This window comes from Marinobacterium mangrovicola (assembly GCF_004339595.1).
GTDB lineage: Bacteria > Pseudomonadota > Gammaproteobacteria > Pseudomonadales > Balneatricaceae > Marinobacterium_D > Marinobacterium_D mangrovicola.
Genome location: NZ_SMFU01000007.1, coordinates 580,620 through 606,044 on the forward strand (window position 1 = coordinate 580,620; position 25,425 = coordinate 606,044).

Genomic DNA, 25,425 nt, shown 5'->3' on the forward strand with positions numbered 1-25,425 from the left:
CAGAAGCCCCGTATGCCATTACTCGAAATCAACGATCTGACCGTGGACTTCAACACACCGGAAGGCCAGATACGCGCCGTCGATCATCTCAACCTGCATATCGAACCGGGCGAGGTGATGGGGCTGGTGGGCGAGAGCGGTTCCGGCAAGTCGATCACCGCGAAAACGATCATGCGGCTAAATCCCGGCAATGCCATGATCCAGCGCCAGAGCCGTATCCAGCTGCATCGCGATCCCAGCGTGGATGTACTGAAGCTGCGCGGAAAGGATCTACGTGTCGTTCGCGGTGGCGAGGTATCGATGATCTTCCAGGAGCCGATGGCCAGTTTCGCCCCGGCGATCCGCATCGGTGACCAGATCGTGGAAACCATCCGTCTGCATCTGGGCCACGACAAGCAGACCGCCCGTAAGATTGGCATCGAACTCTTCGAGCGAGTCGGTATCCGCGAGCCGGAGAAGCGCTTCGATCAGTATGTTTTCGAACTCTCCGGCGGTATGCGCCAGCGCGCCATGATCGCCATGGCGCTGGCCACCAAACCGAAACTGCTGATCGCCGATGAACCCACCACCGCGCTGGATGTGACCATACAGGCCCAGGTGCTGGATCTGATGATGGAGCTGCGCGAACAGCTCGGCATGGCGATCCTGTTTATCACCCATGACCTGGGCGTGATCTCCAAGGTGGCTGATCGGCTCACGGTGATGAAGCGCGGCCGCATGGTGGAGGAGGGCCACGCCCAGGCGGTGCTGCACGCGCCGATGCATGACTACACCCGCAAGCTGCTGGATGCGCTGCCGCACCTGAATAACCTGCCGCAGCCGCCGGCACATAAACCCGAACCTTTGCTGTCGGTGCGTAATCTTTCGATCAGCTACCCGCAATCCGGGCGGCGCAAGGCGGAAGCATTTAACGCGGTGCCGGATGTGAGCCTTGATCTGCCCAAGGGTCAGATTATCGGCCTGGTGGGCGAGAGTGGTTCCGGCAAAACCTCCTTGGGCAAGGCGCTGCTCGGTGCCGCGCCGATCAGCGCTGGCGAGGTGGTTTACCATGTAGATTCGCCGATCCGTCTGGATGGCAAGAGCCGCATCAACCGGCGCAAGTTTGCCCGGGTGGCGCAACTGGTATTCCAGGATCCCTACAGCTCGCTGAACCCGCGTATGACCGTGCGCGATATCATCGCCGAGCCGCTGGAGGCGATGAAGATCTGCTCCTCCCGCGAAGAGGTGGATCAACGTGTAATAGAAGTGGCCAAACGCTGCCATCTGGAGGTCAGTCATCTGCGTCGCTTCCCCCATGCGTTCTCCGGCGGTCAGCGTCAGCGCATCAGTATCGCCCGTGCCCTGGTGTCTGATCCCCAGTTTCTGGTGGCGGATGAGGCGGTGGCCGCACTGGATGTATCGATTCAGGCAGAGATTCTGACCCTGCTGCGTGAATTACGGGATGAGCTGGGCCTGACGATTCTGTTCATCTCCCACGATCTCAGTGTGGTGGCGAACCTCTGCGACCATATCTGTGTTATGCAGCACGGCAAGCTGGTGGAACAGGGCAGTGTGCGACAGATCTTCCTGGACGCGCAGGAGGAGTACACGCGACGGCTGATCTCGGCGATTCCGGTGATTGAAGCGCCCAGGCGTGAGCCGGTTATCGCCTGATGCTGAAGAAAGAGTCGGTATCGGACCTGACCCTGACCGAGATTCGCGCCTTTAACGCCACCATTCAGCAGGGCAACTTTACCCGCGCCGCTGATCTGCTCGGCGTCAGTCAGCCGGCGGTCACGGCGCAGATCCGCAAGATCGAGGGCCGCTTCGATGTGCCGCTGCTGGAGCGTACCAGCAAGGGCGTCCGTGCCACCGACCTGGGCCAGCGCCTGTACAAGATTACCCGACAGTATGTGGACCTGGATGCCTCGGTGCAGTCGCTGATCAACCCTGCCGGTGACGAGCGCTCGCTGGAGATCCATATCGCCACCGCGTCGCCGCTGGTCTTTATGCCGCTGATGGCCGCGTTTCGCCAGCAATACCCTGAGGCGACGCTGAAGATTACCTCGGGCACTACCGACGAGTGTCGAGAGCATGTGCTGGCGCGGGATGTGGATATAGGTCTGTTCCCGCTGCCCAAGCCCGGTGCGGGACTGTCCCATCTGACCTTTCACGCCCATCAGCTGGTGGCGATTCTGCATCCTGAACATCCTCTCGCGGCTGATGAGAATGTCAGCGTTCATGATCTGATCCATGAGTCACTGATCTTCTCGCGCAGAGCATCCTTCACTCAGCAGATGGTGGATGCGGCATTTGCAGGCGAGGGGCTGGCGCCCAGCTCGAATATCCTGATGAACGTGCGCTCCGATATCTGCGAAGCGGTGGCTCAGGGGTTGGGCGTGGGGTTTGCGCTAAGCCACGATATCCGCCTTGACCCGAGCTATAGCGCGGTGCCGATCAAAGAGGCGGGGCAGGAGGTACTGGAACATCTGGTATGGCTGAAGTCTCGCACCCATCTGCCGGAGATCCAGCTGTTTGTGTCGATGGCGCTGGAGATGCGCTCGCGACAGTTTGGTCAATCCTCTGAAAGATGAACCTCGGCCTGGTCAGCCTGATCCGACCAGGTCACATAGCAGACGCTAACATCCATACCCCGCGCCAGACAGAAATCGAGCCAGCGACGCTGGTGATCCTGCAGGCGGTCGCCGGGGCCTTTTACCTCGATCAGGCGATAGCGGCGCTGTGCCGGGAAAAACTGCACCAGATCCGGAAGGCCAGAGCGGTGGGCGGGAATATCCTCCAGCAGTCGGCGGAAGCAGGCTTCGAGATCCGTTGCGGGAATGCACGCCAGGGCAAGTTCAACAACGTCTGCTGTCAGCAGCCCCCAGTGCACAAAGCGGTTGGTGATACCCCATTTGTCGGCCAGGTTCTGGCGGATCACGGCCTTGTATTCTTCGCTGTCCAGGCTTGCCAGCCGCTCTTCAAACAGCGCCCGGCGGCGTTCGACAAAGTCGGGTCGGTTAAGGTCGGCGGGAGCCGCATGGAAGGGGTGAAAGAAAGCGCCGGGCAGCGGTGCGTAGAGCGCATCCCAGCAGAGCAGGGCGAACAGGCCGTTGATCAGGCTGTTCTCCACATGCAGACAGGGGGCTGATTCACCGCCGAGATGTTCGGCCACGGCGCCTTCGACGTAGCCGGATGCGGGCAGGCTGAGATCCATACGGGGCAGGTTATCGGTCTTTCGAGCGGCGGCTTTTTTCTCACCGAGCTTGCGGGCGAGGCGGTGTTCTATTCGCCCCAGCGCTTCCTGAACTTCGGGGCGCAGTTGGCCTGTCATCTGTTCGCGCAGGTCTGCCAGCGTCTTCTCGGTCGGAGTCAGTTTTTCCAGCACGCGAAAGCGCCGGATCAAAGCCTCACGATGCTGGCTTTGCGCATAGAGCTCTGCGGCGAATTCGGTATCACCTGCACGTTCGGCTTCACGGGCGATCTGAAATAACAGGCGGCTGTAACGACTTTTCAGCCAGCTGTTTTCGGGTCGTGCCGGCAGAGCATGGTAGATATCCGCGGGGTTTTCGGCGCACTCCAACAGGTCTCTCAACGCGTGCATCTGCAGGTAATGATCCACCTCGTCGCGACTGGCGAAGGCACGGGATTCCGGTGAGAAAGCCACGTTTTCGTAACGATGATGGCCCAGCTCGGTCAGCACAAAGGTGCTCCAGTCCTGGCTCAGGTTGCCAAAGAACATCAGCCGCAGACGGCTGAGCAGATCATTGTCAGTGAGTCCCGCCAGCAAATCCTGGCTGTCGGGCCACCACTGGCTGAACGGTTTGAGTTCGTCACCGTAAAGATCAGCCAACAGGGCGATCTGATTTGCCTTTTTTGTCGAAGCGGGAAGGGAAGCCAGTTCATCTTTAAAGGCTTCGGCTAGCTCCGGCCGGGTTACCAGGGCGCAGAACTGAACAACATCCAGTTCCGGGTCCAGCTGCACCCAGCCCTGCTGCTCCAGTAACTGAAGGGGCGCAGTGATATCACCGATCTCCGCGTAGTTCAGCTTGCTCTGCCGAAACAGCTCACCGGAGCGCATCACCATCCGCACCAGCAGACAGCGCGCTTCTTCCGGTAGCTCGCGCAGCGCCGCTAACCGCTCCCGCTCACTATCCAGCAGCAGGTCGCCGTGATAAGTCTCCACCCAGTCGATCAGGGTATGGAAATTGCGCAGGTAATAGCGGGGATCTTCGAGGTCAGCGCCTTTGGGCCTGTCTAACTGGAAAGTTTCGGTGTTGCTTGCGGGCATCGGGTCTCAGGCTTTTGCTATGCGAGTGGGCCGGAAAACCCGTGATTATAACCCCGTGGTGCCGAAGCTGCCCGCCAGAAACAGACTGAGCGCTGCCAATCCCGTAAGCCATTCCCGCAGGCGCATAAATTCGCGTGAGTAGGTATCGCCGAGGAAAATACGCTCATACAGCCAGAGCAGTACAAAGGTGATCGATCCGGGCAGATACCAGCTGAACTGCGGCAGTAGCAGCCAGACCCAGGCCCAGATCATCACGCCTACCGAAACAAACAGCACATGGGTGGGCACCTGTCTGTTCAGGCTGCCCGCCCAGAGCAGCCCGCCGAGAAAGCTGAGGATTAACGCGGAATAGCTGAGCAGCCAGTAGGACGCGCCCGGGAAGGACTGGAGTACCAGCGCAGTTAATCCGATAAAAGGGATCAGGCCGGCGTAGCCGAGCCGGGAATGCCAGGGCGTCATTGTGGTATCTCCTTATTGCCAAGCGGATGAATAGTCAGCCTGTTGGCACTCATCAGCGCCTCATCCATGAGAAACCGCAACAGTATGCGGTAGCTGTCCAGATCGAAGGCTGGCCGTTTATCGGCTATCAGCCTTTCGAGGGCCATATCCTGACCGCGGACCTTGCCGTAGTAAACCCACTGATCGACCAGATGAAGATCCTTTGCGTTATCGCAGGCCTCCTCGATCAGTACGGGGCCGTGCCAGGACCAGGTCTGGTTGCGCAGCTTCTCCATTGCGGCCAGCAGCCTTGCGTTGAACTCCTCCGGGCTTTCCTTGCCGCAACAGGCACCCTGACAGCGATGTAGCTGAAAGCCGAAGCAGGGCGTGCCTTTGCTGCCTTTTTCCAACCCTGCGGTTTTGCGGCAAATCCCCTGTTCATCAATGAGGCGGGTGATCCGCTGCTGCGCCTGGGTACGGTTACGGAACAGGCCATAACGCTGGATAATCAGATCCGGCTGATCCAACCCCGCGGAAACAAAACTGACCTCAAGGTAGCCGCGTTCGTTAGGCTTGAGAGTCACCTGCCAGAGTGTCTGCATGCGTCTCAGACGCCGGTTGTAGGCGGGGCTCAGGGTTTTGATCTGTTCACTTTCCAACAACTGGGCGCTGAAATCGGAGAGGCAAAGCTCGTGTTCGATGCGCCTGACCGTCTCTGCCAGTCGCATTTCGCGGTGATCGCTGTGGTCCTGATTAAAGTGGCTGAGAATTCGGCTGCGCAGGGTCACCGATTTTCCGACGTAAAGCAGGCGGTCGTTGTCGCCGTAAAAACGGTACACACCGGGTTGATCGGGTATGGCATCAAGGTCCTGCTTGCTGATCGCGGCGGGGAGTGCCCGGTGGCGCTGCTGAGAAGCGTAGGCGGCAGCCAGCTGCTCTTTGGGGATTTCGCGCTCGATAGCGATGAGCAACTCGGCCAGCCTGTCACGATTATGGGTCGCGCTGCTATTTTGCAAAACAGCAATGCCGAACGCTGAGCAGAGCCGATTCAGGCTATAGTCCTGCTGGTTCGGCAACAGCTGCCGCATCAGTTTAAGCGTGCAGATCGGGCGCGCGTTAAAGCTGATACCAGCGCGGCGAAACTCCTGCTTAAGAAAGGCGTATTGAAGCCGTGCGTGATGCGCGAGCAAAACCCGGCCTGTCAGCATGGTCTCCAGTAACGGGGCGATACTGGCAAAATCGGGAGCGGCGTCGAGATCGCCGTTCGCAATCCCCAGCGGTGCGATGGTCCGGTCAGCTACCCGCTGTTGCGGATTGATCAACGTATGCCACTGGTTTCGCACCTGGCCGTCTTCGATGAGCGTCAGCGCCAGATCGATTATCCGATCTCGGGATGGACGTGCGCCCGTGCTTTGAATATCCAGTACCAGGTACTGGTCGGGGATTGCTCTGGTGGTGAGTGTTCTGGTCATGCTGCTGTTTACGCGGCAGGAAGGAAACTGGATTAAGCGGGCATCCGCGCTCGGTTTTTTTGCGTACTTACGTCAGCAAAGTAGTAATGATTATCAGGGAGTAGAGATGTCCAACGACAAGCCGCAACGCCGCTCAGCCGCAGTACCCCAGGGGCGGTTTTCGCGTATGGCCCGGTTGGGAGGGCTGGCCGGCCGTATTGCCGGCAACGTGCTGGCCGACGGCAGCCGCCACCTGGCACAGGGCAAACGCCCGGCGATGAACGATCTGCTGCTGACGCCGCGAAATCTTACCCAGGTGGCCGACAAACTGGCGACCATGCGCGGCGCGGCGATGAAAGTGGGGCAGTTGATCTCTATGGATGCAGGCACGGTGTTACCGCGGGAGCTCGCGTCCATCCTCGATCGACTACGACAGGATGCGGTGATTATGCCCTCTGCACAGTTGGTGTCGGTGCTTGAAAGCAACTGGGGCGAAGAGTGGGATCGCAAGCTGGCGCGGTTTTCGTTCGAGCCGGTAGCCGCCGCTTCCATTGGCCAGGTGCACGAAGCGCTCAGTCACGAGGGTGAGCGGCTGGCGATCAAGATCCAGTATCCCGGTGTGCGTGAGAGTATCGACAGCGATATCGCCAACGTCTGCTCTCTGCTGCGTATGGCCGGTCTGTTGCCGCGCAGTCAGGATATCGAACCGCTGATCGATGAAGCCCGTCAGCAGCTCAAGCAGGAGGCCGATTACCTGCACGAGGGAGCTCAGCTCCAGCATTACCGCAGTCTACTGACCGACTTTGAGCGCCGGGATGAACTGGCGATCCCGGGCTTTCACCAGGCACTCTCTACCGACCGTATTCTGGCCATGGATTATCTGGAAGGAGAGCCGCTCGAGCAGCTGCTTACGGCTCGCCCAGACCTGGTCAACCGCGTGTTGGCACTGTTGATGGAGCTGTTCTTCGCAGAGCTGTTCCATTTCAATGCAGTACAGACCGATCCCAACCCTGCCAACTATCTCTACAACACTGCCGAAGACCGGCTGGTGTTACTGGACTTCGGCGCCGTGCGTCACTTTTCTGCCGATTTCGTCGGCCGCTACGGTGCTGCGCTCAAGGCTGCGGCTGACGCTGATCGTCAGCAACTGGACCATGCGCTGGAGGTGCTGGGCTTTTTCAGTGGTGGTGCGGATGTGGCCAACCGTGATGTGGTGCTGGATATCTTCCTGATGGCGGCAGAGCCGCTGCGTCAGAGCGGACCCTATGATTTTGGCGCTTCGGATCTGGCTCGCAGGATCCATAGCCGTGGTATGTCGGTGAGTAAGGATCCAGAGGCCTGGCATACACCGCCGCCGGATGTGCTATTCCTGCATCGCAAGATGGCCGGACTCTATCTGATGGCCGCGCGCTTTGGCGCTAATATCGATGTCGCGACGGCTTTTCGGGCGTCACTTTAAGCGAGCCAACCGAAAAATGGCTTAAAGATGATTCTTTTGACTTAGATAGTAGACGAAATGCTGTGATCCCAGTAATGCTGGGGCTACACTCTAAGTGCAGGCCTCTCCATAAGGCCCGTCCTCTCAGGCTTTCTATTCAGGAAAAGAGATGCGGCGTTTCGCTTATCTGCTGGTGCCTGTCGTATTCGCCGTAATGACCTATGGGCATTTACGTGAAGTCAGAGATACGACGGTCAGGCAGTACCTTGCTCAGACCACAGAACTGAGCGAACTGGCATTAACCTATAGCCGTGGGCGTTTCGACACGGCGATGTCGGTATTCCTTAATGAAGCCGCCAACAACGCCAATATCAAATATCTCCTGGATGCCGGTATTAACTCCCAGGGCGCCAAGCGGGATCTGTTGCGCGCCCAGCTGCATGCGGACCTGACCCCCAGTTACGAGCGCCTGCAGGCGGAGGGGTTCACCGACCTGCAGTTTCATACTCCCGATGGTTACAGCTTCCTGCGTTTTCATGCGCCCGACCAGTACGGCGATTTTCTGCTGCCTTACCGCGCGTCTCTCAGGCAGCTCGCTGACGGCCAGCAGCCGATGGACGTGTTTGAGGTGGGGCGCCTGTTTATCGGTTTTCGTCATATCCAGCCGCTGGTGATAGAAGACCGGATGATCGGTTCGGTGGAGATGGCGGTCTCGTTTCAAAAGGTGCGCGAACAGCTCACCGAGATCAACCCAAAGAGCTCCTACCAGTTTCTGCTCAGGTCCAATCCCGTTGAAACGGTGACGCTTAACCGGTATCGGGATAATCACCCGCTGCTTCAGTCCAATCTGTTACCTGGCTATCTGGTCATCGATCAGACCGCCAGCGATGCCAGCAACGGCGGCTCGGTGCCTCGCGCCAGACTGGAAGCGCTGTTTGCCGAGGCTGAAGGGCTGACAGCAGGAGTAGAGAGTGGCAAGGCGTTCAGTCTGTCAGCCGGTTTGGATGGTCAGGTTTACAGGGCCGCTTTTGTGCCGGTGCTGGATGTGGATCGGCAGGTGGCCGCTTACCTGGTGTCCTATGCCGAAGCGCCACTGCTTGAAGGGGTGGAAAATAACTACCGTCACGACCTGACCATAGGCCTGCTGGTGATCTCCGTAATCAGCATTCTGTTGACGGTGCTGGCGGTGCAACACAGTCGTTTGCGCCGCAACAACCGCAGCATGGATGCGATCAGCGCGGCGGTGGGTGAGGGGATCTTCGTGATCGGACGCAGGGGCGAGTCTATCTATGTCAATCGCAGCGCCTGCCAGCTCACCGGTTATCGCGCTGAAGAACTGCTCAGCAGCAATATCCATTCATTGATCCACCGTCATGACACCCAGGAAAAGGGTGCCAGCTGTCCGATACTGAAAACCCTGGAAACCGGTGTGCCCTATGAGGGCGATGAATGGTTTACACGCAGCGACGGTAGCTGCTTTCCCGTTGTCGTCACCAGCCGGCCGATGCTGGAAAATAGCCGTATTGCCGGGGTAGTGACCGTATTCCGTGATATCACCGAACGCAAAAAAATGGAAAAACGCCTCTCTCATCTGGCCACCGTGGATGAATTGACCGGCTTGCTGAACCGACGTGCGCTGCTGTCCGCGATCTCCGCCGAGATTGCACGTCAGCACCGTAGCGGGGTGCAGAGCGCGGTGATGATGATCGACTTCGATCACTTCAAACAGATCAACGATAGCTACGGGCATGATGCCGGTGACCGCGTGCTGCAGCATGTCTCGGATATCGCCCGCCAGAGTCTGCGTGAGACCGACCTGCTGGGCCGGATCGGCGGTGAAGAGTTTGCTGTGCTGCTGCCGGATACCGATCTGGAGGGTGCGCGCATCCTCGCCGAACGTCTGCGTGAACGCGTGGAAAGATCGGCAACCCGCTCAGAAGCTGGCGACGAAATTACCCTGACCCTGTCGGTGGGCGTCTGTGAACTCAAGCAGAACGAGCGCGATGCCAGTGACGTACTGCGTCGCGCCGATGGAGCGCTCTACAAAGCCAAACAGGGCGGGCGTAACCGGGTCGAATGTGCGTAAATAGAGTCCCCCGTGACTATCAGGAGACTCTGCCATGCCTGTCAGAAAGCTAGCCATAAAGCCCACCAAGCGTCCGGGAAGCCCGCATCAGCTGCTGTTGGTGGGTGCCGGTTACGCTCAGCTTTATGCGCTTGCTGCCCTGATCGAGAGTGATAAAGAGTGTCCGGATGCGGCCTGGGTGTCGCCCTCGCGCTGGCTCTATCCGCCGGGGCTGATCGCCGGAGTAATTTCTGGGCAATACAGCAAGGAGCAGTGCCGCATCGACCTGCGCACGTTGGCGCAGCGCGCCGGCATCCGTTTTATCGAACAGACGCCGGTGCTGCTGGACGCTGAAAAGCAGTCTCTGGTACTCGATGACGATACTGAAGTCGGTTACGAGTGCCTCTCCCTGGATCTCGGCGAAGATCTAACCGATATCGATCTGGACGATGGTGACAACCTGTTGCGCTATGAGACCGGCGAACAGTTTCTGCGCGGCTGGAAAAACCTGAGCGAATCGCTCGCTCAAAAGCAAGACGCGGAATTGGCACTGATCGGTGCCGGCCCAAGAGCGGTTGAGCTGGCGCTGGCGATCCGCGAGGCTCAAAACCGTTCTGCTTTGAATATCAGCCTGTACACGGGCCAGTCCCCCCTGCTGGAGCAAGTCCCATCCGGTATCCGCAAGCGTGCAGTGCGTGAACTGGAAAAGGCCGGCGTCAAACTGCAGCAGGGTTCTGTGCAGCGGGAAAACAATCAGCTGCGCGTGGGTGGTGGTCAAACACTCAGTCCTGACGGGCTGATTATCGTAGATAACCAGGCGTTACCGCCCTGGCTGGAAAGTTCGGGCCTTGCGTTGAATGCGTCGGGTGTCATCAACGTGGATGCCAGCCAGCGCAGCCGCTCTCACCCTAACGTGATAGCGCTGGGGGCGATCTCATCCCGACCAGGTACTTCATCCATGCATCCTGACAAGGCCCTGGCCGCCAACGGAAAAATCCTGGCGAATAATCTGCTGGCGGCTATCGCCGGAAGGGGGCTGAAGTCGATGCGTGAGTGCTCCGCCAAGGCGGTGCCGATCGCCAGCAGCGGTGGCAGGGCGGTCGGTCGTTTTGGTCCGTTCACTACGTGCAGCCAAGGTAATCGGCGTAAACAAGAGCTGATCGAACGTCGGTTTATCGAAGGTTTGATACAGGTTTCACAGCCGCTGACCGACTAGGTTTACCGATTCCAGCAGCGATGTAACATCAATCCCTGCCTGAATCGGCTAAGCTAAAGGGCCGGTAACGGAAAAAAATGGTTAAAAACGCCATTTTTACCGCCCGGGGAATAGCCCCCGCAGGGTCGCTTAACTACAATGCACGCTTTTTAAAATTCAGCCCGGATCGAGATGCTTAAGACACCTTACTACCTGATCGACAAGGCCAGCCTCAAAGCCAACATGGAGAAGATCGCCTACGTGCGAGAGCGCTCCGGAGCCAAGGCCCTGCTGGCGCTCAAATGCTTTGCGACCTGGTCAGTGTTCGACCTGATGCAGGAGTACATGGACGGCACCACTTCGTCTTCCCTGTTCGAGGTAAAGCTGGGCCGCGAGAAGTTCGCCGGCGAGACCCACGCCTACAGCGTGGCGTACTCCGATGAAGAGATTGAAGAGGTGGTCGCCAACTGCGACAAGATCATCTTCAACTCCATCGGTCAGCTGGAGCGCTTCAGCGAGCAATCAGAAAACGTGATCCGTGGTCTGCGCGTTAACCCGAAGGTGAGCACCTCCGACTTTATCATCGCTGATCCGGCGCGTCCGTTCAGCCGCCTGGGCGAATGGGACCCGGAGAAGATCGAAGCAGTGATCGATAAGGTCTCCGGCTTTATGTTCCACAACAACTGTGAGAACGACAGCTTTGAGCGTTTTGACGAGATGCTCTGCCAGATCGAAGAGCGCTTCGGTCATCTGATCCACAAAGTGGACTGGGTCAGCCTCGGTGGTGGCATCCACTTTACCGGCGAAGGCTACCCGGTTGATCAGTTCTGCGACCGTCTGCGTAGCTTCTCTGAAACCTACGGCGTGCAGGTTTACCTGGAACCGGGCGAGGCGGCTATCACCAAGACCACCTCCCTGGAAGTCACTGTGCTGGACACCCTGTTCAACGGCAAGAACCTGGCGGTGGTCGATGCATCGATCGAAGCGCATATGCTGGATCTGCTGATCTACCGCGAAACCGCCAAGATGGAACCGAACGAAGGTCAGCATACCTATGAGGTTTGCGGCAAGTCCTGCCTGGCAGGCGATATTTTCGGCGAATTTAACTTCCCGAATGAACTCAAGATCGGGGACAGGCTCTCTTTTAAAGATGCCGCCGGTTACACGATGGTAAAGAAAAACTGGTTTAACGGAGTCAAGATGCCGGCCATCGCCGTGCGTGAGCTCGATGGCAGCGAACGCCTGGTGCGGGATTTTGACTATCAGGATTTTGTAAAAAACCTCTCTTGAGGATTCACCCAGCGATAAAAGAAGTTGAGGAACGCGATGAGCAAAAACGTGTTGATTATCGGGGCAGGGGGCGTCGCACAGGTTGTGGCGCACAAGTGTGCCCAGAACAACGACGTACTGGGTAATATCGCAATCGCATCGCGCACACTTTCCAAGTGCGAAGAGATTGTGGCCAGTGTCAAAGAAAAGGGCGCCATGAAAGTGGATGGTCAGCTGACCGCTCACGAACTGAATGCCCTGGATGTGAACGCCACGGTCGAGTTGATCCGCGAAACCGGTTCCGAGATTGTTATCAACGTGGGAACCGCGTTCCTTAACATGTCCGTGATGAGCGCCTGTCTCGAAGCGGAAGTGACCTACCTGGATACCGCGATCCACGAAGAGCCGGACAAGATCTGCGAGCAGCCGCCCTGGTACGCCAACTACGAGTGGAAGCGTCGCGACGAATTCAAGGCCAAGGGCCTGACCGCCATTCTCGGCGTCGGTTTCGACCCGGGTGTGGTGAACGCCTATGCGCGCCTCGGCTGCGATATGCTGGATACCGTTGAGTCCGTCGATATCGTCGATGTGAACGCCGGTAGCCATGGCAAGTACTTCGCCACCAACTTCGACCCGGAGATCAACTTCCGCGAGTTCACCGGCACTGTGTACTCCTGGCAGAACAACGCCTGGCAGTCCAACAAGATGTTCGAAGTGAGCCGTACCGATGACCTGCCGGTGGTGGGTTCGCAGACCACCTACATGAGCGGTCACGATGAAGTGCACTCCCTGTCCCAGAACCTGGGTGTGGCCAACGTGCGCTTCTGGATGGGCTTCGGCGAGCACTACATCAACGTCTTCACCGTTCTGCAGAGTCTGGGCCTGCTCTCCGAGCAGCCGGTCATGACCGCAGAAGGTCAGGAAGTGGTACCGCTGAAAGTGGTCAAGGCCGTACTGCCGGATCCGTCTTCACTGGCGCCGAACTACACCGGCAAAACCTGCATCGGTGACTTCGTGAAAGGCACCAAAGACGGCAAGGAGAAAGAGGTCTTCATCTACAACGTTGCAGACCATAAGGAAGCCTACAATGAAGTGGGTAGCCAGGGTATCTCCTACACCGCAGGCGTACCGCCGGTCGCAGCCGCCATGCTCGTCGCCACCGGCGAGTGGGATGCCAAGACCATGGTCAACGTTGAAGAACTGGACCCGCGTCCGTTCATCAACATCCTGAACAAAATCGGCCTGCCGACCCGCATCAAGGACGAAGAGGGCGACCGTCCGGTCTCTTTTTAAGCCCTTTCTAGTCAGTCTTAGCTGATGCTGAACGCCGCGCCACGATAGTGGGGCGGCGTTTTACTATCTCCACCCGTATTCACTTCAGTCCACTCAGTGGACTCCGCACACCCTGAGCGCCTTGCTTTAATACATGGGTGTATATTTCTGTAGTCTTTACATCCGCATGCCCTAGCTGCTGTTGGACCGTTCGGATATCTACTCCCGACTGCAGCAGGTGAGTCGCAAACGAATGTCTTAGGGTATGACAGGAGACATTCTTCCTGATGCCGGATTCTCTGGCCGCTTTCTTCACAATTTTATTAAGGTTATGCTCGTCAAAGTGATGTCGCCGTAAACAGCCGCTTTCAGGATCGATACTCAAGCGAGAGGCAGGGAAGAGATAGTGCCAACCAAGCTCAAAAGGTGCGCTTGGATATTTCCGGGCCAGTGCATCTGGCAACCATACGCCGGAATACCCATCGACAGCTTTATCAATCCCCAGGAAGGCTTCAACTTTCTTTACCTGGCTATTGAGAGGTTCAAGGAGTTCATCAGCCAAGGTTACAAGTCGGCGCTTGCCGCCTTTGCCGTAGTTCACTCGAATCTGCCGATAGTCAAAATCGATATCTTTCACTCTAAGGCGAATAAGTTCGATACGCCGCAACCCAGAGCCGTACAGCAAAGCGGCCATAAGGTAGTGGTGTCCGCTAAGCGTCGAGAGCAAGCCACTCACTTCGCTATGTGTCAAAACGACTGGCAGTTTAGGTTGCCGCTGAGACCTGCTGAAGCCAGAGATGTCGCCTACCGCTTGTTTCAGAAATTTGGTTTTCAGGAATACGATCGCATTCAACGCCAATGCTTGGGTGCCCGCCGAGACGTTTCGCTCCGTCGCGAGAAAGGTAAGAAAACCCTCAATCTCAGTATCACCAAGCTCGGACGGATGCCGTTTGTTACAGAACAGAATGAAAAACTTGATCCAGTACAGGTAGGAGTCAATGGTCCGCCGGCTGTAACGGTGTACACGCATAAAATTTTCGACGGATTGAAGAAAAGGAGATCTTGCCATGTGTAACACCTCATCCATGAAATGTTTGAAAACGTTATACCCCCTGGAGCAGGCATCCGTCGAGCATGATGCCCCTTTAATAAGGAAGCATTCTTCAGAATGAGGGAAAAATCCTTTTTTGATCAACGGGTTGCTTTGGGAAGGTTCAACTTCTTTGAGACTTATAAGGCATACCCTCTAATAATTATTATGGGGCCAACGGCCCCATTAACAGGCTGTTACACGCACAAGGAGACATCGTGATTAAAACAGACCATATATCAATTCAATGCCCTCAGTGTGGACATACTGAATTCGAGCAGCCAGAAAATGTGAAGGATGACGATTTTGTAAAATGCAATAGTTGCCACTTTGAAATCATGTTAGCTGATTTGAAAGAGGTAGGGATTGAGCAAGCTAGAGAGGTTGTTATTCCCGAAGCAAAAGCAGAAATTGAGAAAATGCTAAAGAAAGCATTCAAAGGCCGCCTCAAGTGAGTAAGTTTGAGATTCTGAGCCTAATTATTTCTACTTTAGCTGCTGTGATTTCATGTGTTTCGTTGGTGCGTACAAGAAAGCTAGCTAAAGAACAGCTCGAGCTTGAAAGAGTAACCGCTGAGTTATCTAGACTTCAAATTGAAAGCATCGCTGAAGAAAAGTCTGATAAAACCAAGCCAAAGTTTAATGTAAATCTCACGAAGTTTGGTAAGTCCTACAATTTTTATATATCAAATACTGGCCAAGGCAGCGCTTACAATGTTGATTTTGAGCTAATTGATTGTAATGACAGTCCGCTATCAACTCATGAGTTACAGGATATGTTTCCTCATCAAGAGATGAAACCAAACTCAAGAATAAAACTTATGGCCGCAATTCATATGGGTAGTCCCAGGAAATATCAGGTTAAGTTAACTTGGGAGAATGCAGACGGGGAAAAATATGATGAGACATTTTGGCCTACGCTGTAGCACGTGTAACAAGGCGCTGTTGTCGGACTGTTTTTCCGCTGCGCTCCAAAACAGCCGCAAAGCGTGGCGTTAGCACAAAAGAATGAATCAGATCGAAGCAACTAAGATTGTGGTTGAGAAAGTCATGGCTCATAAGCCAGGATTCTCTCTAATGCTTGATTCCACGGAGGAATTTGGAAAGTGTTTTGCTTTCTACTGCCAGAATGACTCTTATGTCGACATCCGGAGATGTTTCTGATATGAGCGTAGGTCAAGGTCCTATAATTGTGTGTAAAACCACAGGTGAATGTTTTGAAACTGGTTCCACATTTTCAACTCATGAATACGTCCATGCGTTTGAGGCATGTGGTGATCCGTATGGGAGGCCCACCGCCAGAGTTCGCATTATGGGCTGGATCGAGGGAGCGAATGCGGTCAAAGCAGTTCAATGCGTAAAAGCAGCATCTAATCTAAATCTTGCACAGGCAAAATCACATATAGATACTGTATTGAGTGGTGGGAATACAGTTGTTTGTCTAGATTCCATAGATGAAGTTGCAGGGGTAATTCAAACTTTAAGTAAGAATGGATTTGAATCAAGACAACTTTGGAGCAACCAGTGCTAACAAAGGGGTGCATGGGAAGCCATTATGTTGCGCAATTTTTTGCATTTGCTTCGCAAATTATCGCAAAAAATGGCTCCACTCCATGTCTCCCATGACCCAGGCGTTAAATTTCAAGGAAGCATCGAGCATTGAAAAGAAAAGACTCAGATGAGGAGCAAGAAAAAGGGCGGTTAGCCTTTTGGCGCGATCCTACGGATATTGAGTTTCTTGCAAGCGAATGGAGAAAAATTCCAGAAGATGTCCCCGAACAGGTAAAAGAAACATGGGCGCGCATTGCTTTTCGAGCATCATCAGCTTTGCATAAGGCAGGAATAAAGATAGAACCCAAGTTCCCCGAAGATCATGAGAAATACAAAATTTAACAAAGCCAAGCACGATCGCACCAGCAAGCTGGTGCTGGACCTCGCTACGCTCGGCCCGTGTTGGCGGCGTTACATGCCTTAGGAGATATTGTGCCAAGCCAAAAGGAAGTATGTAAAAAAATCGACGCAATACCGTTTCCCTCCAAAGAGAGTGAAAAACTAGGTATAGCTGTCGAAACTATTGGCAAATTGCCAATTAATGGCTTGCGGCTCAATCCCGAGGACGGAACATGTGGCTGGTATATTTGGTGCGGCGAAGAAATGTCCGAAGACGCAGATTTTTTCAAGCCATTGCATGTCAGCCATATCTCGGAGTACCTACCTGAAGTAGAGCAATATTTATCATTGCCACCAGGTTATAGATTTTTAGTAGCTGGCGAGTACGAGGATGTGTGGCATGATCCACAGCTCACCAGCATGTAACAAGTTTAGGCAATCGGACGCAGCACAGCTGCGCCGTTGCTAAAGGCGTTAAGTGAATGTTCGGATGTCGCGAAATTTGAAGATTGAGAAAAGAGTTGCGGCCTTCCTTGGTATTGCACTCGGTTTTTTGCTGCCAGTCACCCCAGAGCTGGGCTTAGTTATCTTGGCGGCCTTTACGGACCCGTTATCCATATTCAATTGGAGCCCATGGTTCTACCCTCTAGGTTTAGTGAGCGTGGCTGGTATGCTCTCGCTTGCGATCATGAGCCCCAAGTTTAATGAAGCAACAGCATTTTTTATTTGGGCTGGCCAAGCTGTCTTCTGCGGGGGTTGGATAGTTGGAAAGGTCTTTGTCCTTGGTCAATCATGGCTCTTTTCTGCGTGGTATTTATTATGTAGCGCAGCTTCAATATATGTAGCTTTCAAGATTCAGTACGGCCGCAGAGAAAGTCGTGAGGCAACCACTTAACAAGTTGTTGTAGTTTGTTCCGGCCTAAGGCCTCCACTGGACGCCCCTCTCGGGGCGCCGCTAAACAAAAGCGTTATGAATCCCTCAGATTCGAGAGAGAAAATGTATCCGGATGATGTGAATGGCGATGTGTTCAGAAGATTGGAGGAAGATAATTTCGATTTCTCTATCGAGCATCCAGTCGATTTCTATGCTATCTATGCCACCGAAGAAGAAGCTGACCTCGTTGCAAGGCAATACGCAACCGATTGGAAGAACGGACAAAAATTTAAAAATATAGAAACAAGGCCGAGTGATGATGGTGGTATGGAGTTAGAGTTAGTCCCAATTATGATGGTTACATTTGACAATGTCGTCGCCTTTGAAAATAAACTGGCCGAGCGTACATCAAAGGTGAACGGATATTTGGATGGCTGGGGCGTTTTAAATGGCTAAATTCATAACAAAGCCAAGCACATTCTTGCAATGCAAAAAGCGCATTGCACTGGACCTCGCTACGCTCGGCCTGTGTTGGCGGCGTTATGTTACCGAGTTACCCACGAAGAGTAGACACCTTCTATAGTTAGGTTTACGCCTGACGGGGAGGTGTAAGATGGCCAGGAAAAAGTATCAGCACTATACCGAGGAGTTCCGACGCGAAGCGGTAAAGCGCGCGGGTCAACCTGGGAATACAGCAGCCTCGGTTGCGAAAGAATTGGGGATTCATCCGGGTCAGATCTATAACTGGAAGCGCCAGTTCAACCGCTTGTCGGAGAAGCAATTCAACAGCCTGAATGGTGTCGACTACTCCAAGTCTGAAAGCGAAGAAGTTCGCCAGTTAAAGCGTGAGCGGGATGCGCTGAAGAAGGAGCTCGAGTTTCTAAAAAAAGCTGCTGCGTACTTTGCGAGCCAGCACGAGTAAAGTACGCTCTGATACAGGAGTATCGAGGACAGTTTTCGATACGTCTGATGTGTCGAGTGTTAAAGGTATCGGCATCAGGATATTACCGCTGGTTCAACCGGGATATCAGTTCTCGTGAGCTCAAGCGGCAGATCATGGAAGAGCAGGTCATGGATACCTTCGCCACTTACAAAGCCCGCTATGGGGCACCGAGAATCGCCAAGGAGCTCAATGCTCTAGGCATCCCTTGTTCGGTCAATTACGTGGCTGAGATCCTCCAACGTCACGGTGCCAGGGCTCGTAACGGCAAGGCCTTCAAGTATTCGCCGAACACCGAAGCGATGACCGGCGTGGCCGACAACCTTCTCAAACGTCATTTCAACGCGGATGGTCCAAACCAAAAGTGGACCACCGATATCACCTATATCTGGGTCAAGGATCGCTGGTTGTACCTGGCCACGGTGATGGATCTGTATTCGCGCAGCATCGTCGGTTGGGCGCTTGATACCAGCATGACCGAACAGTTGATCACTGATGCGCTGCAAATGGCATTTAAACGTCGTGATATCGAGCCTGGTTTAATAATCCATTCGGATCGTGGCGTCCAGTATCGTTCGAACCGCTATCAGGCCTTGATGGAGCGTCACGGCTGCCAACCCAGCATGAGTCGAAAAGGGAACTGTTGGGACAATGCAGTGATGGAGTCGTTTTTCAGTCGGCTGAAAGTGGAGCTGATCTATGCTGAACAATATCGAACAGTAGACGAAGCTAAATCAGGGATATTCGAGTACATCGAAGTATTTTATAACCGCATACGTAGACACTCAGCTTTGGACTATGTCAGCCCAGCAGAGTATGAGCGCAAATGCGCATAATCTAGTGTCTACTTTTTGTGGGTAGGACCAGGAGAAGTGAGGCTAGTCAATGGATAGTAAATCAATAGATTCCCTTTTTAGAATTGTAAAACAAATAAATGATAGAGAGCGAGCGAATAGAAAAAACAAATCTAAGACTCCAAATAATAGACAGGTAAACAGACTTTTTATTGAGCTCGTAATTTTCCCCTTTTGCTTGGCAATCACAATTGCGCTAGCTAGGAAACTCTTTGAACTAGGTGACTGGCTTATTAATCCAGCATTAGCAATGCTTGCGCTCTCTTATATCGGGATTGTCCTACATCCGATCATTTCTATAATTATCAACCGTAAAGCTTTTGTTCCGGGGATATTGAACCCGTTTTATTTACTTGTTGATAACGCCAAGTCATGTTCTGAAGTGGATGCAAAGCTTGTTCGCTATTTAGAGTCAAAACCTATAGAACACCTCAAGTTTTTATTGTTGGAAATCAATTCAGAAAAATCTGCATTTCAAAAGCGAATATCATTAACCATAGGCGCAATTGAGAAAATAGGACTTCTTCCTGGATTTCTTGCAATGGCTGTAACATTATCAAAGCTAGGTAGTGGGCAACCTGAATGGGTGTATGCACTAGCTTATGCAACCCCAGCGCTTCACGTATTTGGTGTAGCTATGCACTATCTGAGATCTAGGCTTGAGAGAATGTCAAGCTTGCTAGAGTATGTAATTGAGACTAAAGAAAGCTCCCTAACAAATCAATCAACCACCCGCCTAGCGGCGCCGGACAGCCTACGCGTTGCTTCGGTTGCCGGTTATTGAAGCGTTAAGTTAAAGGATGACCTTATGAGCAAGGAAGATAAACCAATTCAGGTTGTAATTCTTGGGACGATATCATCTCTCGCTCTTATCTGTGTAGCTACATATATTGCAATTGCAGGCTTTAATATAGCCTCAACTGTAATTTTAGTTTCAGCTCTTAGTGGACTAGCTGTTCCAGCTGTCGTTTATGCAGATGGTGCTATTGAGTGTGTAACCGGCGTATTCGAAATGTTTATAGAAGGTCTGGTTGCAATATTTGAAGGAATTGTAGAGATAGTAGGTTCAATATTTGGATGATTTAATAATTATATGTATGAAACAATTCATAAAAAGTTGCTAAAGTTTACTCCGGGACTTGGTCCTCCGTAGGACCGATGCCGCTTAGGCCCTTGAGCAAAATATTATGCTATTAGGTGAACTATGTCAGCGCATTATAATCTATTGTTATCGCTTCCGTTGAATATATCTTCAGCTGTTGAACATTCCTCTGTCCTGGAGTTCGTCCTCAATAAAAATAGTTCTCAGCCAGCGAATTTTCCTAATCATCCGTTCTTTGAAAAATTTAACCCAATATATCGTTTTCATAATTCTTATAAGGGGATCGTTTCAGGCGCATGGAAATCAGAGGCTTGGCTGGAAAAGGCGCCAAACGGTAATGTTTGTAACGCTGGCGTCAATCTTTGCTTACCCGGAAATAAGCTAGAGGGAGTTTGGCAAGATACCCTTCCTCTTATTCATTGGTTGGCTTCAATGTCATCGGCGCAAGGAGCTGTCGGTATTGTCGTTGCGGAAGATCTTAGCGAGGATGAACCAATGGTTTTATTTGTTCGCCGCTCAAAGCTCTTTATTTCTACATCGAAGCATGAAGAACTTTATAATTTTGACGATGCTCTATCTTAACCATGATAAGGCCTAACAAATACACAAAGTTCGCCCACTTCGTGGACTGGGGCCTCCAGGCCCCTTGCGTGGTGCGCTAGGAAGTCTCGAATGAAGCCCACATTCCGGCATGCGAAAGATAAGAATTTTGTTGAGCAACTGACTCTTCGAAACATGAAGCCGTACTACAAAGAACTCGGAATTCGCTGGGACCATGAGTTATTCGAGGCGAACTGGAAGGAATTCGAGAACTACGAGATAGCTATCGATAAGTGTGCGATAGGAGCCTTGCGATTGAGTCATGATAGTTGCGCTTATTAACTTCGCGACCTTCAAATCGACCCGGATTGGCAAGATAAGGGAGTGGGGTCGCAGGCAATCAATTTTGCTATTGCTGTCGCCCAGAAAGAAGGCTTTCAATTGCTTCGACTTCGTGTTTTTTGTGCAAACCCCGCAGTCGCTCTCTATAGGCGCTTAGGGTTCCGGATTTGCAAAACTGAAGTCGGGGTTCACTCTATGGAGCGGGAGCTGTCTTAACAAGTGTATCAAATACGTTCCGGCCCAAAGGGCCTCCCACCGGACGGCCCTTAAGGGTCGCCGTTTATCCAATGCATTAGGGGAAGGAAGGTTCCGTGCAGAATGACTACGAAATAGCTCCAGGAAAAATACTCAAGGTGTTTTCAGCGGAAGAGACATCAGAGATTGAAAAGTCTTGGATGAACATATTCTGCAAAAATAAACAGGGATCTAATACAAAGGCATACAAGTGGCATATTTTCAGTGGTGGTGGGTATCCATCTGTTGATGGAGAAGCCGCAAAAGAAGAATATAAAATCCAATCGGCGGCAAAGTTCGTGGTGTTACCGAACGATGGTGAAAACGCCGTTTTGACGGATTGTTTGCCCCGAGCCTGTTGTTTGAGTGATTACTATGTATTTCCTCTCAATATGGCGTGGGTAATGGCATTTACACACGAAGATGGGTGGCTTGGTCCATATTTTGCGAAACATCAAAACTATAATGCCTTAAATAAAGATAATTTTATGCAAATAAAAAAAGATCAACAAAAGTCTGAGGCAAAGAAGAAAGGGTGGCTTTAATATTGTTTAATTCAGAGCCAAGCAAGGTGCTGCAGGAGAATCGTAGTACGCTACGAAAATTTTATGGTATCGCTACGCTCTTTTTGCCATAGAACTTACTCCACTACATTGCTCTACTGACCACGACGTTAAAAGTCTTAGGTACTGAGAAATGATCGGAATTGAATTTGAAGAACCAAAGCAAGAAGTTTGTGAATGTTGTGGAAATACCACAACACGGTTGACTAGGTTTGTGTATCGAGATGGGGATGCATTTGCCGTCTACTATGTGCTGTTTACAAACGGCCATGAAGATAAGTTTGCATACTCACTGATAGGTCTGGGTGATTGGGGGGAAGGGGCTGAGCCAGAAATGCGCACAGCTTTCGCAGTTAACATCTGGGATGACAATGATAATTGGGCAGTGACCGTCACGGATAAAGCAGAATCGCCCTGGAGTCACGTTGAGTTCATGGGCAAGATCCTAGATCGTGAAGCAGCCTTAGATCACCCTTGGATCAAATATGTATATCAGATCACCGATCACATAGTTGCGGAGGACAAGCCAGTAATGGAGTTCTTCGCGTGATCCAACTTGTAACAAGTCAAAGCAGCAAGGGCCTGCGGTTGGGACAGACTAAAGCACCGAGGCATTACACATTGCAGGAGCAGTTGTGATAGTTATCTATGGAATCAAAGAACACCTTAATCCGATCAAGGCTCAGCTCTCTGAGGTCATTCACGGATGTATGCAGTCTGTACTTGGTATGCCTGAAGACAAGCGGGCTCACCGTTTTATCCCTATGGAATCTGAGGATTTTTATTACCCCGTTGGCAGGACGCCCGCCTACACTGTCATCGAGATCAATATGATGCAGGGTAGAGCTCCCGAGACCCAAAAAGCTCTGATCAAGGAGCTATTCAACAAGATTGAGTCCGAGGTTGGCATCTCACCCGTGGATGTTGAAGTCACGATCAAGGAACAACCACCTCACTGTTGGGGCTTTCGAGGCATTACCGGAGATGAGGCGCGTGACCTCAAGTATTCGGTCAATGTGTAACAATGTGGTCAACGGGCTGGAAACTGTGCTGAGCTCTGTGGGTGGCACCCATTACTGCTGGCGTTATACCGTTAATGGAAAGGAAGCTTTAGATGATTTCTATAGAGTTTTTACTCACCTCGCTAGTGGTGGTTCTAATTCCGGGAACAGGGGTTATATATACCGTCGCAACAGGGATCTTCGTAGGTAAACGTGCGAGCATATTTGCTGCATTCGGATGCACCCTCGGTATAGTCCCTGCACTTTTAGCCAGTGCTTTTGGTCTTGCCGCTATCTTTCATGCCAGTGCGCTCGCATTTCAGGTGGTAAAATATACTGGTGCTTTATACTTGATTTATCTTGCATGGCAAATGTGGCGGTTTTCTTCTCCACTCTGTTTGAAAGATAATAAAGCAGGAGGGAGATACACTGACATTGTTGTCAAAGGATGTTTGATCAATATCCTAAACCCTAAACTTTCTATATTCTTTTTGGCTTTCCTGCCACAGTTTATATCTAGCAAAACCGATAGCGCTCTAGTTGGTATGATGGTCCTTGGGCTTGTTTTTATGGTTATGACCTTTGCTGTGTTTATTGTGTACGGTGTTCTTTCAGGAATTTTTAGCCATTTTATTGTTAAGTCAAAAATAGCCAGCAGTGTCATGCATAGAATTTTCGCTACAAGTTTTGCTGCGCTCGGACTTAAGTTGGCTTTTAGTGATCGGGTATAACAGGATCAGGCGTAGCGACAGCTTTTTCGTTGCGGCCACGCCTCCACTACAACGCTACGCCTGTTGGCAGCGTTATAAGGCTTAGGTGTATGGAAACTAAAAAGGCAAATATGATACTAGGGGTTGTAGTCTCTGTTCCGATAGCAGTATTTATATTGATTTATATCGTCAATCTAAGTGATTCTCGATATACATGGGATGACATGGATCTAAACGGTGATGGTATGGTTACTTTTACTGAAGCAGAGTATGTAGGATCATCTGGTGTTAGAGAAATCGTTGTAGATGGAAAGAAGTGCTTCGAATATTTCGCATACAAAGATGGTTTGCCAATTAAAACAGTATGCGAAGAATGATCCTTATAATAAATTGCTCAAGTTTACTCCAGGCCTTTGGCCCTCCTTGAGACCTACGCAGCTTCGCTGCTCAGGCCCCTTAGCAAAGCGTTATATACTATGAGATATTTACTGATACTTCTCGCGTTGATTTCATCCCAAGCTAATGCAGGTGTTGATCTAGTACGGGTCGATAAGTCCGAGAGGAAAATGTATCTGTTGTCTGGCGGGGAAATAGTAAAGGAGTACCATGTTGCACTTGGCGCTAATCCTAAGGGGCCCAAGCAACAAGAGGGTGATGAGCGGACGCCGGAGGGTGACTACACCTTAGATTACAAGAAGGAAGATTCATCATTCTATAGAGCAATGCATATAAGCTACCCAAATCAAGAAGATATGGCGAATGCTGAGGAATTAGATGTTCCTCCAGGTGGGTTTATCATGGTCCATGGTCAGCGTAACTGGCTAGGATGGCTTTCTCCAGTTTCGCAGCGCTTCAATTGGACAAATGGGTGTATTGCACTGACGAACGATGAAATGGATGAGTTCATGGATCTGGTTAATGTCGGTACAAAAATTGAAATTAAGTGGTAATCCATATAAAAATCGATGAAAATTATTCAGCTACTCTGACAGGGACGTCAAAAGCTATGCAAGAAAAGTTTGTTTACGTATTCTCGGGGGAGTTTGAAGATATTGACGCAGCCTGCCTCTACTCTCAGCCTCAATGGGAGCCAGAGCCAGATGAATCAGTTTCTGATGAAGAGTACGCAGCTTGGGAAGATCGGAATCCATCCCATCAACTACGAAAGAATATCGACTCATATTTGGATGAAGATTTCATTGAAACTGTCGATTTAGATTTTCAATACCTTTCCAGCATAGGAGTTGCGGCCTCCGATATAGCTCATATCAAAGAGAATATTGTTGGGGCGAACGTACTTGTGTTGGTTTATGAGCAGGCTTTAGGTGGCTTTTCTTTAAAAGAAAAACCCGTTTCCAATTCGTCGTTAACTTATTGTGGCCAGTTCAACTTCAAACTTTAACGCATAATAATCAATTGTAGTCACCCGCAAGCAGGCTGGGACCTCTACTGCTATGTAGCTCCAACCCCTTAATTGAGCGTTAATTTCAAACGAGTATCGATCAATATATGAGCGATTTGGGCGATCTTAGTTTTAGAAACTCGGATCAGAGTCCTATTTCCTCTACTCCATTACGATGGATCCTTGGACTTAGCTGCTGAACTAATGGGTTCTAAAGCTGCGCGGGCGTATCAACCTGATGGGGTCGCTAAGAAGATCGCCACTGAATCTGACTGGCTTACTAAGCCAGTGCAACTCCGCCGTAAAACTGAGCCAGTCGCGGCTCGCTGCGGCCAGCGAGCTCATTCCCATCACTCTGTCATCTGTTGCCCCCTGGCGATCTATAATCTGGGAGCGTGATGGAAATCTTGCTCCCGAGAACAGGCGATCTATACGGGCGCCGTTACACGGCTACCTTGCTAGCCTCCGCTGAGCTCGATTGAGCTA

General features: G+C 52.1%; 31 protein-coding genes. 27 read left to right on the forward strand and 4 right to left on the reverse strand.

Translation table 11 applies throughout. From position 1 onward, the window contains the following. The first annotated feature begins 12 nt into the window (after positions 1-12). Both CLV83_RS03560 and CLV83_RS03565 read left to right on the forward strand, forming a co-directional pair. Complete coding sequence (locus CLV83_RS03560) at positions 13-1,653, forward strand: dipeptide ABC transporter ATP-binding protein (RefSeq protein WP_243642266.1); 1,641 nt, start codon at positions 13-15, stop codon at positions 1,651-1,653. After that, entirely contained in the window at positions 1,653-2,573 is a 921-nt protein-coding gene (locus CLV83_RS03565; protein ID WP_132287593.1) for a LysR family transcriptional regulator, read from the forward strand. The genes CLV83_RS03560 and CLV83_RS03565 overlap by 1 nt, the downstream gene beginning before the upstream one ends. Here the strand turns inward: CLV83_RS03565 and CLV83_RS03570 are convergent. From CLV83_RS03570 to CLV83_RS03580, 3 genes are read right to left on the reverse strand one after another with little or no spacing between them, the layout of a single operon-like run. Next, a complete protein-coding gene (locus CLV83_RS03570) occupies positions 2,555-4,270 on the reverse strand; it encodes a VRR-NUC domain-containing protein (protein WP_132287596.1) in 1,716 nt (571 codons plus the stop codon). The two genes, CLV83_RS03565 and CLV83_RS03570, sit on opposite strands and share 19 nt — an antisense overlap. Before the next feature lie 45 nt (positions 4,271-4,315). Continuing rightward, positions 4,316-4,729: a DUF3429 domain-containing protein gene (locus CLV83_RS03575; protein WP_132287599.1), complete on the reverse strand. Its 414-nt coding sequence runs from the start codon at positions 4,727-4,729 to the stop codon at positions 4,316-4,318. Continuing rightward, positions 4,726-6,180 carry a 3'-5' exonuclease family protein gene (locus CLV83_RS03580; protein ID WP_132287602.1) on the reverse strand — a complete coding sequence of 485 codons (1,455 nt, stop codon included), beginning with the start codon at positions 6,178-6,180 and terminating at the stop codon, positions 4,726-4,728. Before CLV83_RS03580 ends, CLV83_RS03575 begins: the two co-directional genes overlap by 4 nt. A 106-nt stretch (positions 6,181-6,286) precedes the next feature. Here CLV83_RS03580 and CLV83_RS03585 point away from each other — a divergent pair, with 106 nt between their 5' ends. The 5 genes from CLV83_RS03585 to CLV83_RS03605 all read left to right on the forward strand — a co-directional run bounded on the left by CLV83_RS03585 (position 6,287) and on the right by CLV83_RS03605 (position 13,419). Beyond that, positions 6,287-7,618 (forward strand): ABC1 kinase family protein, encoded by a 1,332-nt coding sequence (locus CLV83_RS03585; protein ID WP_132287605.1) that lies wholly within the window; start codon positions 6,287-6,289, stop codon positions 7,616-7,618. Between the two features lie 148 nt (positions 7,619-7,766). Continuing rightward, positions 7,767-9,683: a sensor domain-containing diguanylate cyclase gene (locus CLV83_RS03590; RefSeq protein ID WP_132287608.1), complete on the forward strand. Its 1,917-nt coding sequence runs from the start codon at positions 7,767-7,769 to the stop codon at positions 9,681-9,683. A 34-nt stretch (positions 9,684-9,717) separates the two neighbouring features. After that, positions 9,718-10,878: an NAD(P)/FAD-dependent oxidoreductase gene (locus tag CLV83_RS03595; RefSeq protein ID WP_132287611.1), complete on the forward strand. Its 1,161-nt coding sequence runs from the start codon at positions 9,718-9,720 to the stop codon at positions 10,876-10,878. A gap of 171 nt (positions 10,879-11,049) precedes the next feature. Beyond that, the gene (gene nspC / locus CLV83_RS03600) at positions 11,050-12,147 is read left to right on the forward strand and encodes a carboxynorspermidine decarboxylase (protein WP_132287614.1); all 1,098 of its coding nucleotides are present in this window, start codon (positions 11,050-11,052) and stop codon (positions 12,145-12,147) included. A gap of 36 nt (positions 12,148-12,183) precedes the next feature. Next, positions 12,184-13,419, forward strand: coding sequence for a saccharopine dehydrogenase family protein (locus CLV83_RS03605; protein WP_132287617.1), 1,236 nt, complete (start codon positions 12,184-12,186; stop codon positions 13,417-13,419). A 79-nt stretch (positions 13,420-13,498) separates the two neighbouring features. Here the strand turns inward: CLV83_RS03605 and CLV83_RS03610 are convergent, their stop codons facing one another. Beyond that, complete coding sequence (locus CLV83_RS03610; RefSeq protein ID WP_132287620.1) at positions 13,499-14,467, reverse strand: integron integrase; 969 nt, start codon at positions 14,465-14,467, stop codon at positions 13,499-13,501. A 239-nt stretch (positions 14,468-14,706) separates the two neighbouring features. On the opposite strand from CLV83_RS03610, the gene CLV83_RS03615 reads away from it, so the two are divergent. From CLV83_RS03615 to CLV83_RS03710, 20 genes are all read left to right on the forward strand, one after another. Further along, on the forward strand, positions 14,707-14,943 hold the full coding sequence (locus CLV83_RS03615) for a hypothetical protein (protein WP_132287623.1): 237 nt from the start codon (positions 14,707-14,709) through the stop codon (positions 14,941-14,943). Further along, complete coding sequence (locus CLV83_RS03620; protein ID WP_132287626.1) at positions 14,940-15,413, forward strand: hypothetical protein; 474 nt, start codon at positions 14,940-14,942, stop codon at positions 15,411-15,413. Before CLV83_RS03615 ends, CLV83_RS03620 begins: the two co-directional genes overlap by 4 nt. Positions 15,414-15,652: 239 nt before the next feature. Beyond that, positions 15,653-16,018 (forward strand): hypothetical protein, encoded by a 366-nt coding sequence (locus tag CLV83_RS03625; RefSeq protein WP_132287629.1) that lies wholly within the window; start codon positions 15,653-15,655, stop codon positions 16,016-16,018. A 128-nt stretch (positions 16,019-16,146) separates the two neighbouring features. Beyond that, entirely contained in the window at positions 16,147-16,380 is a 234-nt protein-coding gene (locus tag CLV83_RS03630; protein ID WP_132287632.1) for a hypothetical protein, read from the forward strand. Positions 16,381-16,470: 90 nt separating this feature from the next. Further along, entirely contained in the window at positions 16,471-16,803 is a 333-nt protein-coding gene (locus CLV83_RS03635; RefSeq protein ID WP_132287635.1) for an immunity protein Imm33 domain-containing protein, read from the forward strand. A 76-nt stretch (positions 16,804-16,879) separates the two neighbouring features. Continuing rightward, complete coding sequence (locus CLV83_RS03640; RefSeq protein ID WP_132287638.1) at positions 16,880-17,272, forward strand: hypothetical protein; 393 nt, start codon at positions 16,880-16,882, stop codon at positions 17,270-17,272. Positions 17,273-17,374: 102 nt separating this feature from the next. Continuing rightward, entirely contained in the window at positions 17,375-17,707 is a 333-nt protein-coding gene (locus tag CLV83_RS03645) for a ribonuclease E inhibitor RraB (protein ID WP_132287641.1), read from the forward strand. Positions 17,708-17,864: 157 nt separating this feature from the next. Further along, entirely contained in the window at positions 17,865-18,173 is a 309-nt protein-coding gene (locus tag CLV83_RS03650; protein WP_200826635.1) for a transposase, read from the forward strand. An 11-nt stretch (positions 18,174-18,184) separates the two neighbouring features. Beyond that, positions 18,185-19,027 carry an IS3 family transposase gene (locus CLV83_RS03655; protein ID WP_243642327.1) on the forward strand — a complete coding sequence of 281 codons (843 nt, stop codon included), beginning with the start codon at positions 18,185-18,187 and terminating at the stop codon, positions 19,025-19,027. A gap of 49 nt (positions 19,028-19,076) precedes the next feature. Beyond that, positions 19,077-19,829 carry a hypothetical protein gene (locus CLV83_RS03660; protein WP_132287647.1) on the forward strand — a complete coding sequence of 251 codons (753 nt, stop codon included), beginning with the start codon at positions 19,077-19,079 and terminating at the stop codon, positions 19,827-19,829. 24 nt (positions 19,830-19,853) lie between these two features. Further along, on the forward strand, positions 19,854-20,126 hold the full coding sequence (locus CLV83_RS03665) for a hypothetical protein (protein WP_132287650.1): 273 nt from the start codon (positions 19,854-19,856) through the stop codon (positions 20,124-20,126). A 123-nt stretch (positions 20,127-20,249) separates the two neighbouring features. After that, positions 20,250-20,729 (forward strand): hypothetical protein, encoded by a 480-nt coding sequence (locus CLV83_RS03670; RefSeq protein WP_132287653.1) that lies wholly within the window; start codon positions 20,250-20,252, stop codon positions 20,727-20,729. A 315-nt stretch (positions 20,730-21,044) separates the two neighbouring features. Beyond that, positions 21,045-21,245, forward strand: coding sequence for a GNAT family N-acetyltransferase (locus CLV83_RS22745; RefSeq protein WP_279387521.1), 201 nt, complete (start codon positions 21,045-21,047; stop codon positions 21,243-21,245). Positions 21,246-21,340: 95 nt separating this feature from the next. Then, positions 21,341-21,808 (forward strand): DUF4275 family protein, encoded by a 468-nt coding sequence (locus tag CLV83_RS03680; RefSeq protein WP_207894718.1) that lies wholly within the window; start codon positions 21,341-21,343, stop codon positions 21,806-21,808. Positions 21,809-21,959: 151 nt separating this feature from the next. Continuing rightward, positions 21,960-22,376, forward strand: coding sequence for a hypothetical protein (locus CLV83_RS03685; protein ID WP_132287655.1), 417 nt, complete (start codon positions 21,960-21,962; stop codon positions 22,374-22,376). A gap of 85 nt (positions 22,377-22,461) precedes the next feature. Further along, positions 22,462-22,848, forward strand: coding sequence for a tautomerase family protein (locus CLV83_RS03690; protein WP_132287658.1), 387 nt, complete (start codon positions 22,462-22,464; stop codon positions 22,846-22,848). Between the two features lie 92 nt (positions 22,849-22,940). Then, complete coding sequence (locus CLV83_RS03695) at positions 22,941-23,558, forward strand: LysE family translocator (RefSeq protein WP_132287661.1); 618 nt, start codon at positions 22,941-22,943, stop codon at positions 23,556-23,558. A gap of 89 nt (positions 23,559-23,647) precedes the next feature. Next, a complete protein-coding gene (locus CLV83_RS03700; RefSeq protein ID WP_132287664.1) occupies positions 23,648-23,914 on the forward strand; it encodes a hypothetical protein in 267 nt (88 codons plus the stop codon). 99 nt (positions 23,915-24,013) lie between these two features. Continuing rightward, positions 24,014-24,487: a L,D-transpeptidase family protein gene (locus tag CLV83_RS03705; RefSeq protein WP_132287667.1), complete on the forward strand. Its 474-nt coding sequence runs from the start codon at positions 24,014-24,016 to the stop codon at positions 24,485-24,487. A 56-nt stretch (positions 24,488-24,543) separates the two neighbouring features. Then, entirely contained in the window at positions 24,544-24,939 is a 396-nt protein-coding gene (locus tag CLV83_RS03710) for a hypothetical protein (protein WP_132287670.1), read from the forward strand. Positions 24,940-25,425 lie beyond the last annotated feature (486 nt).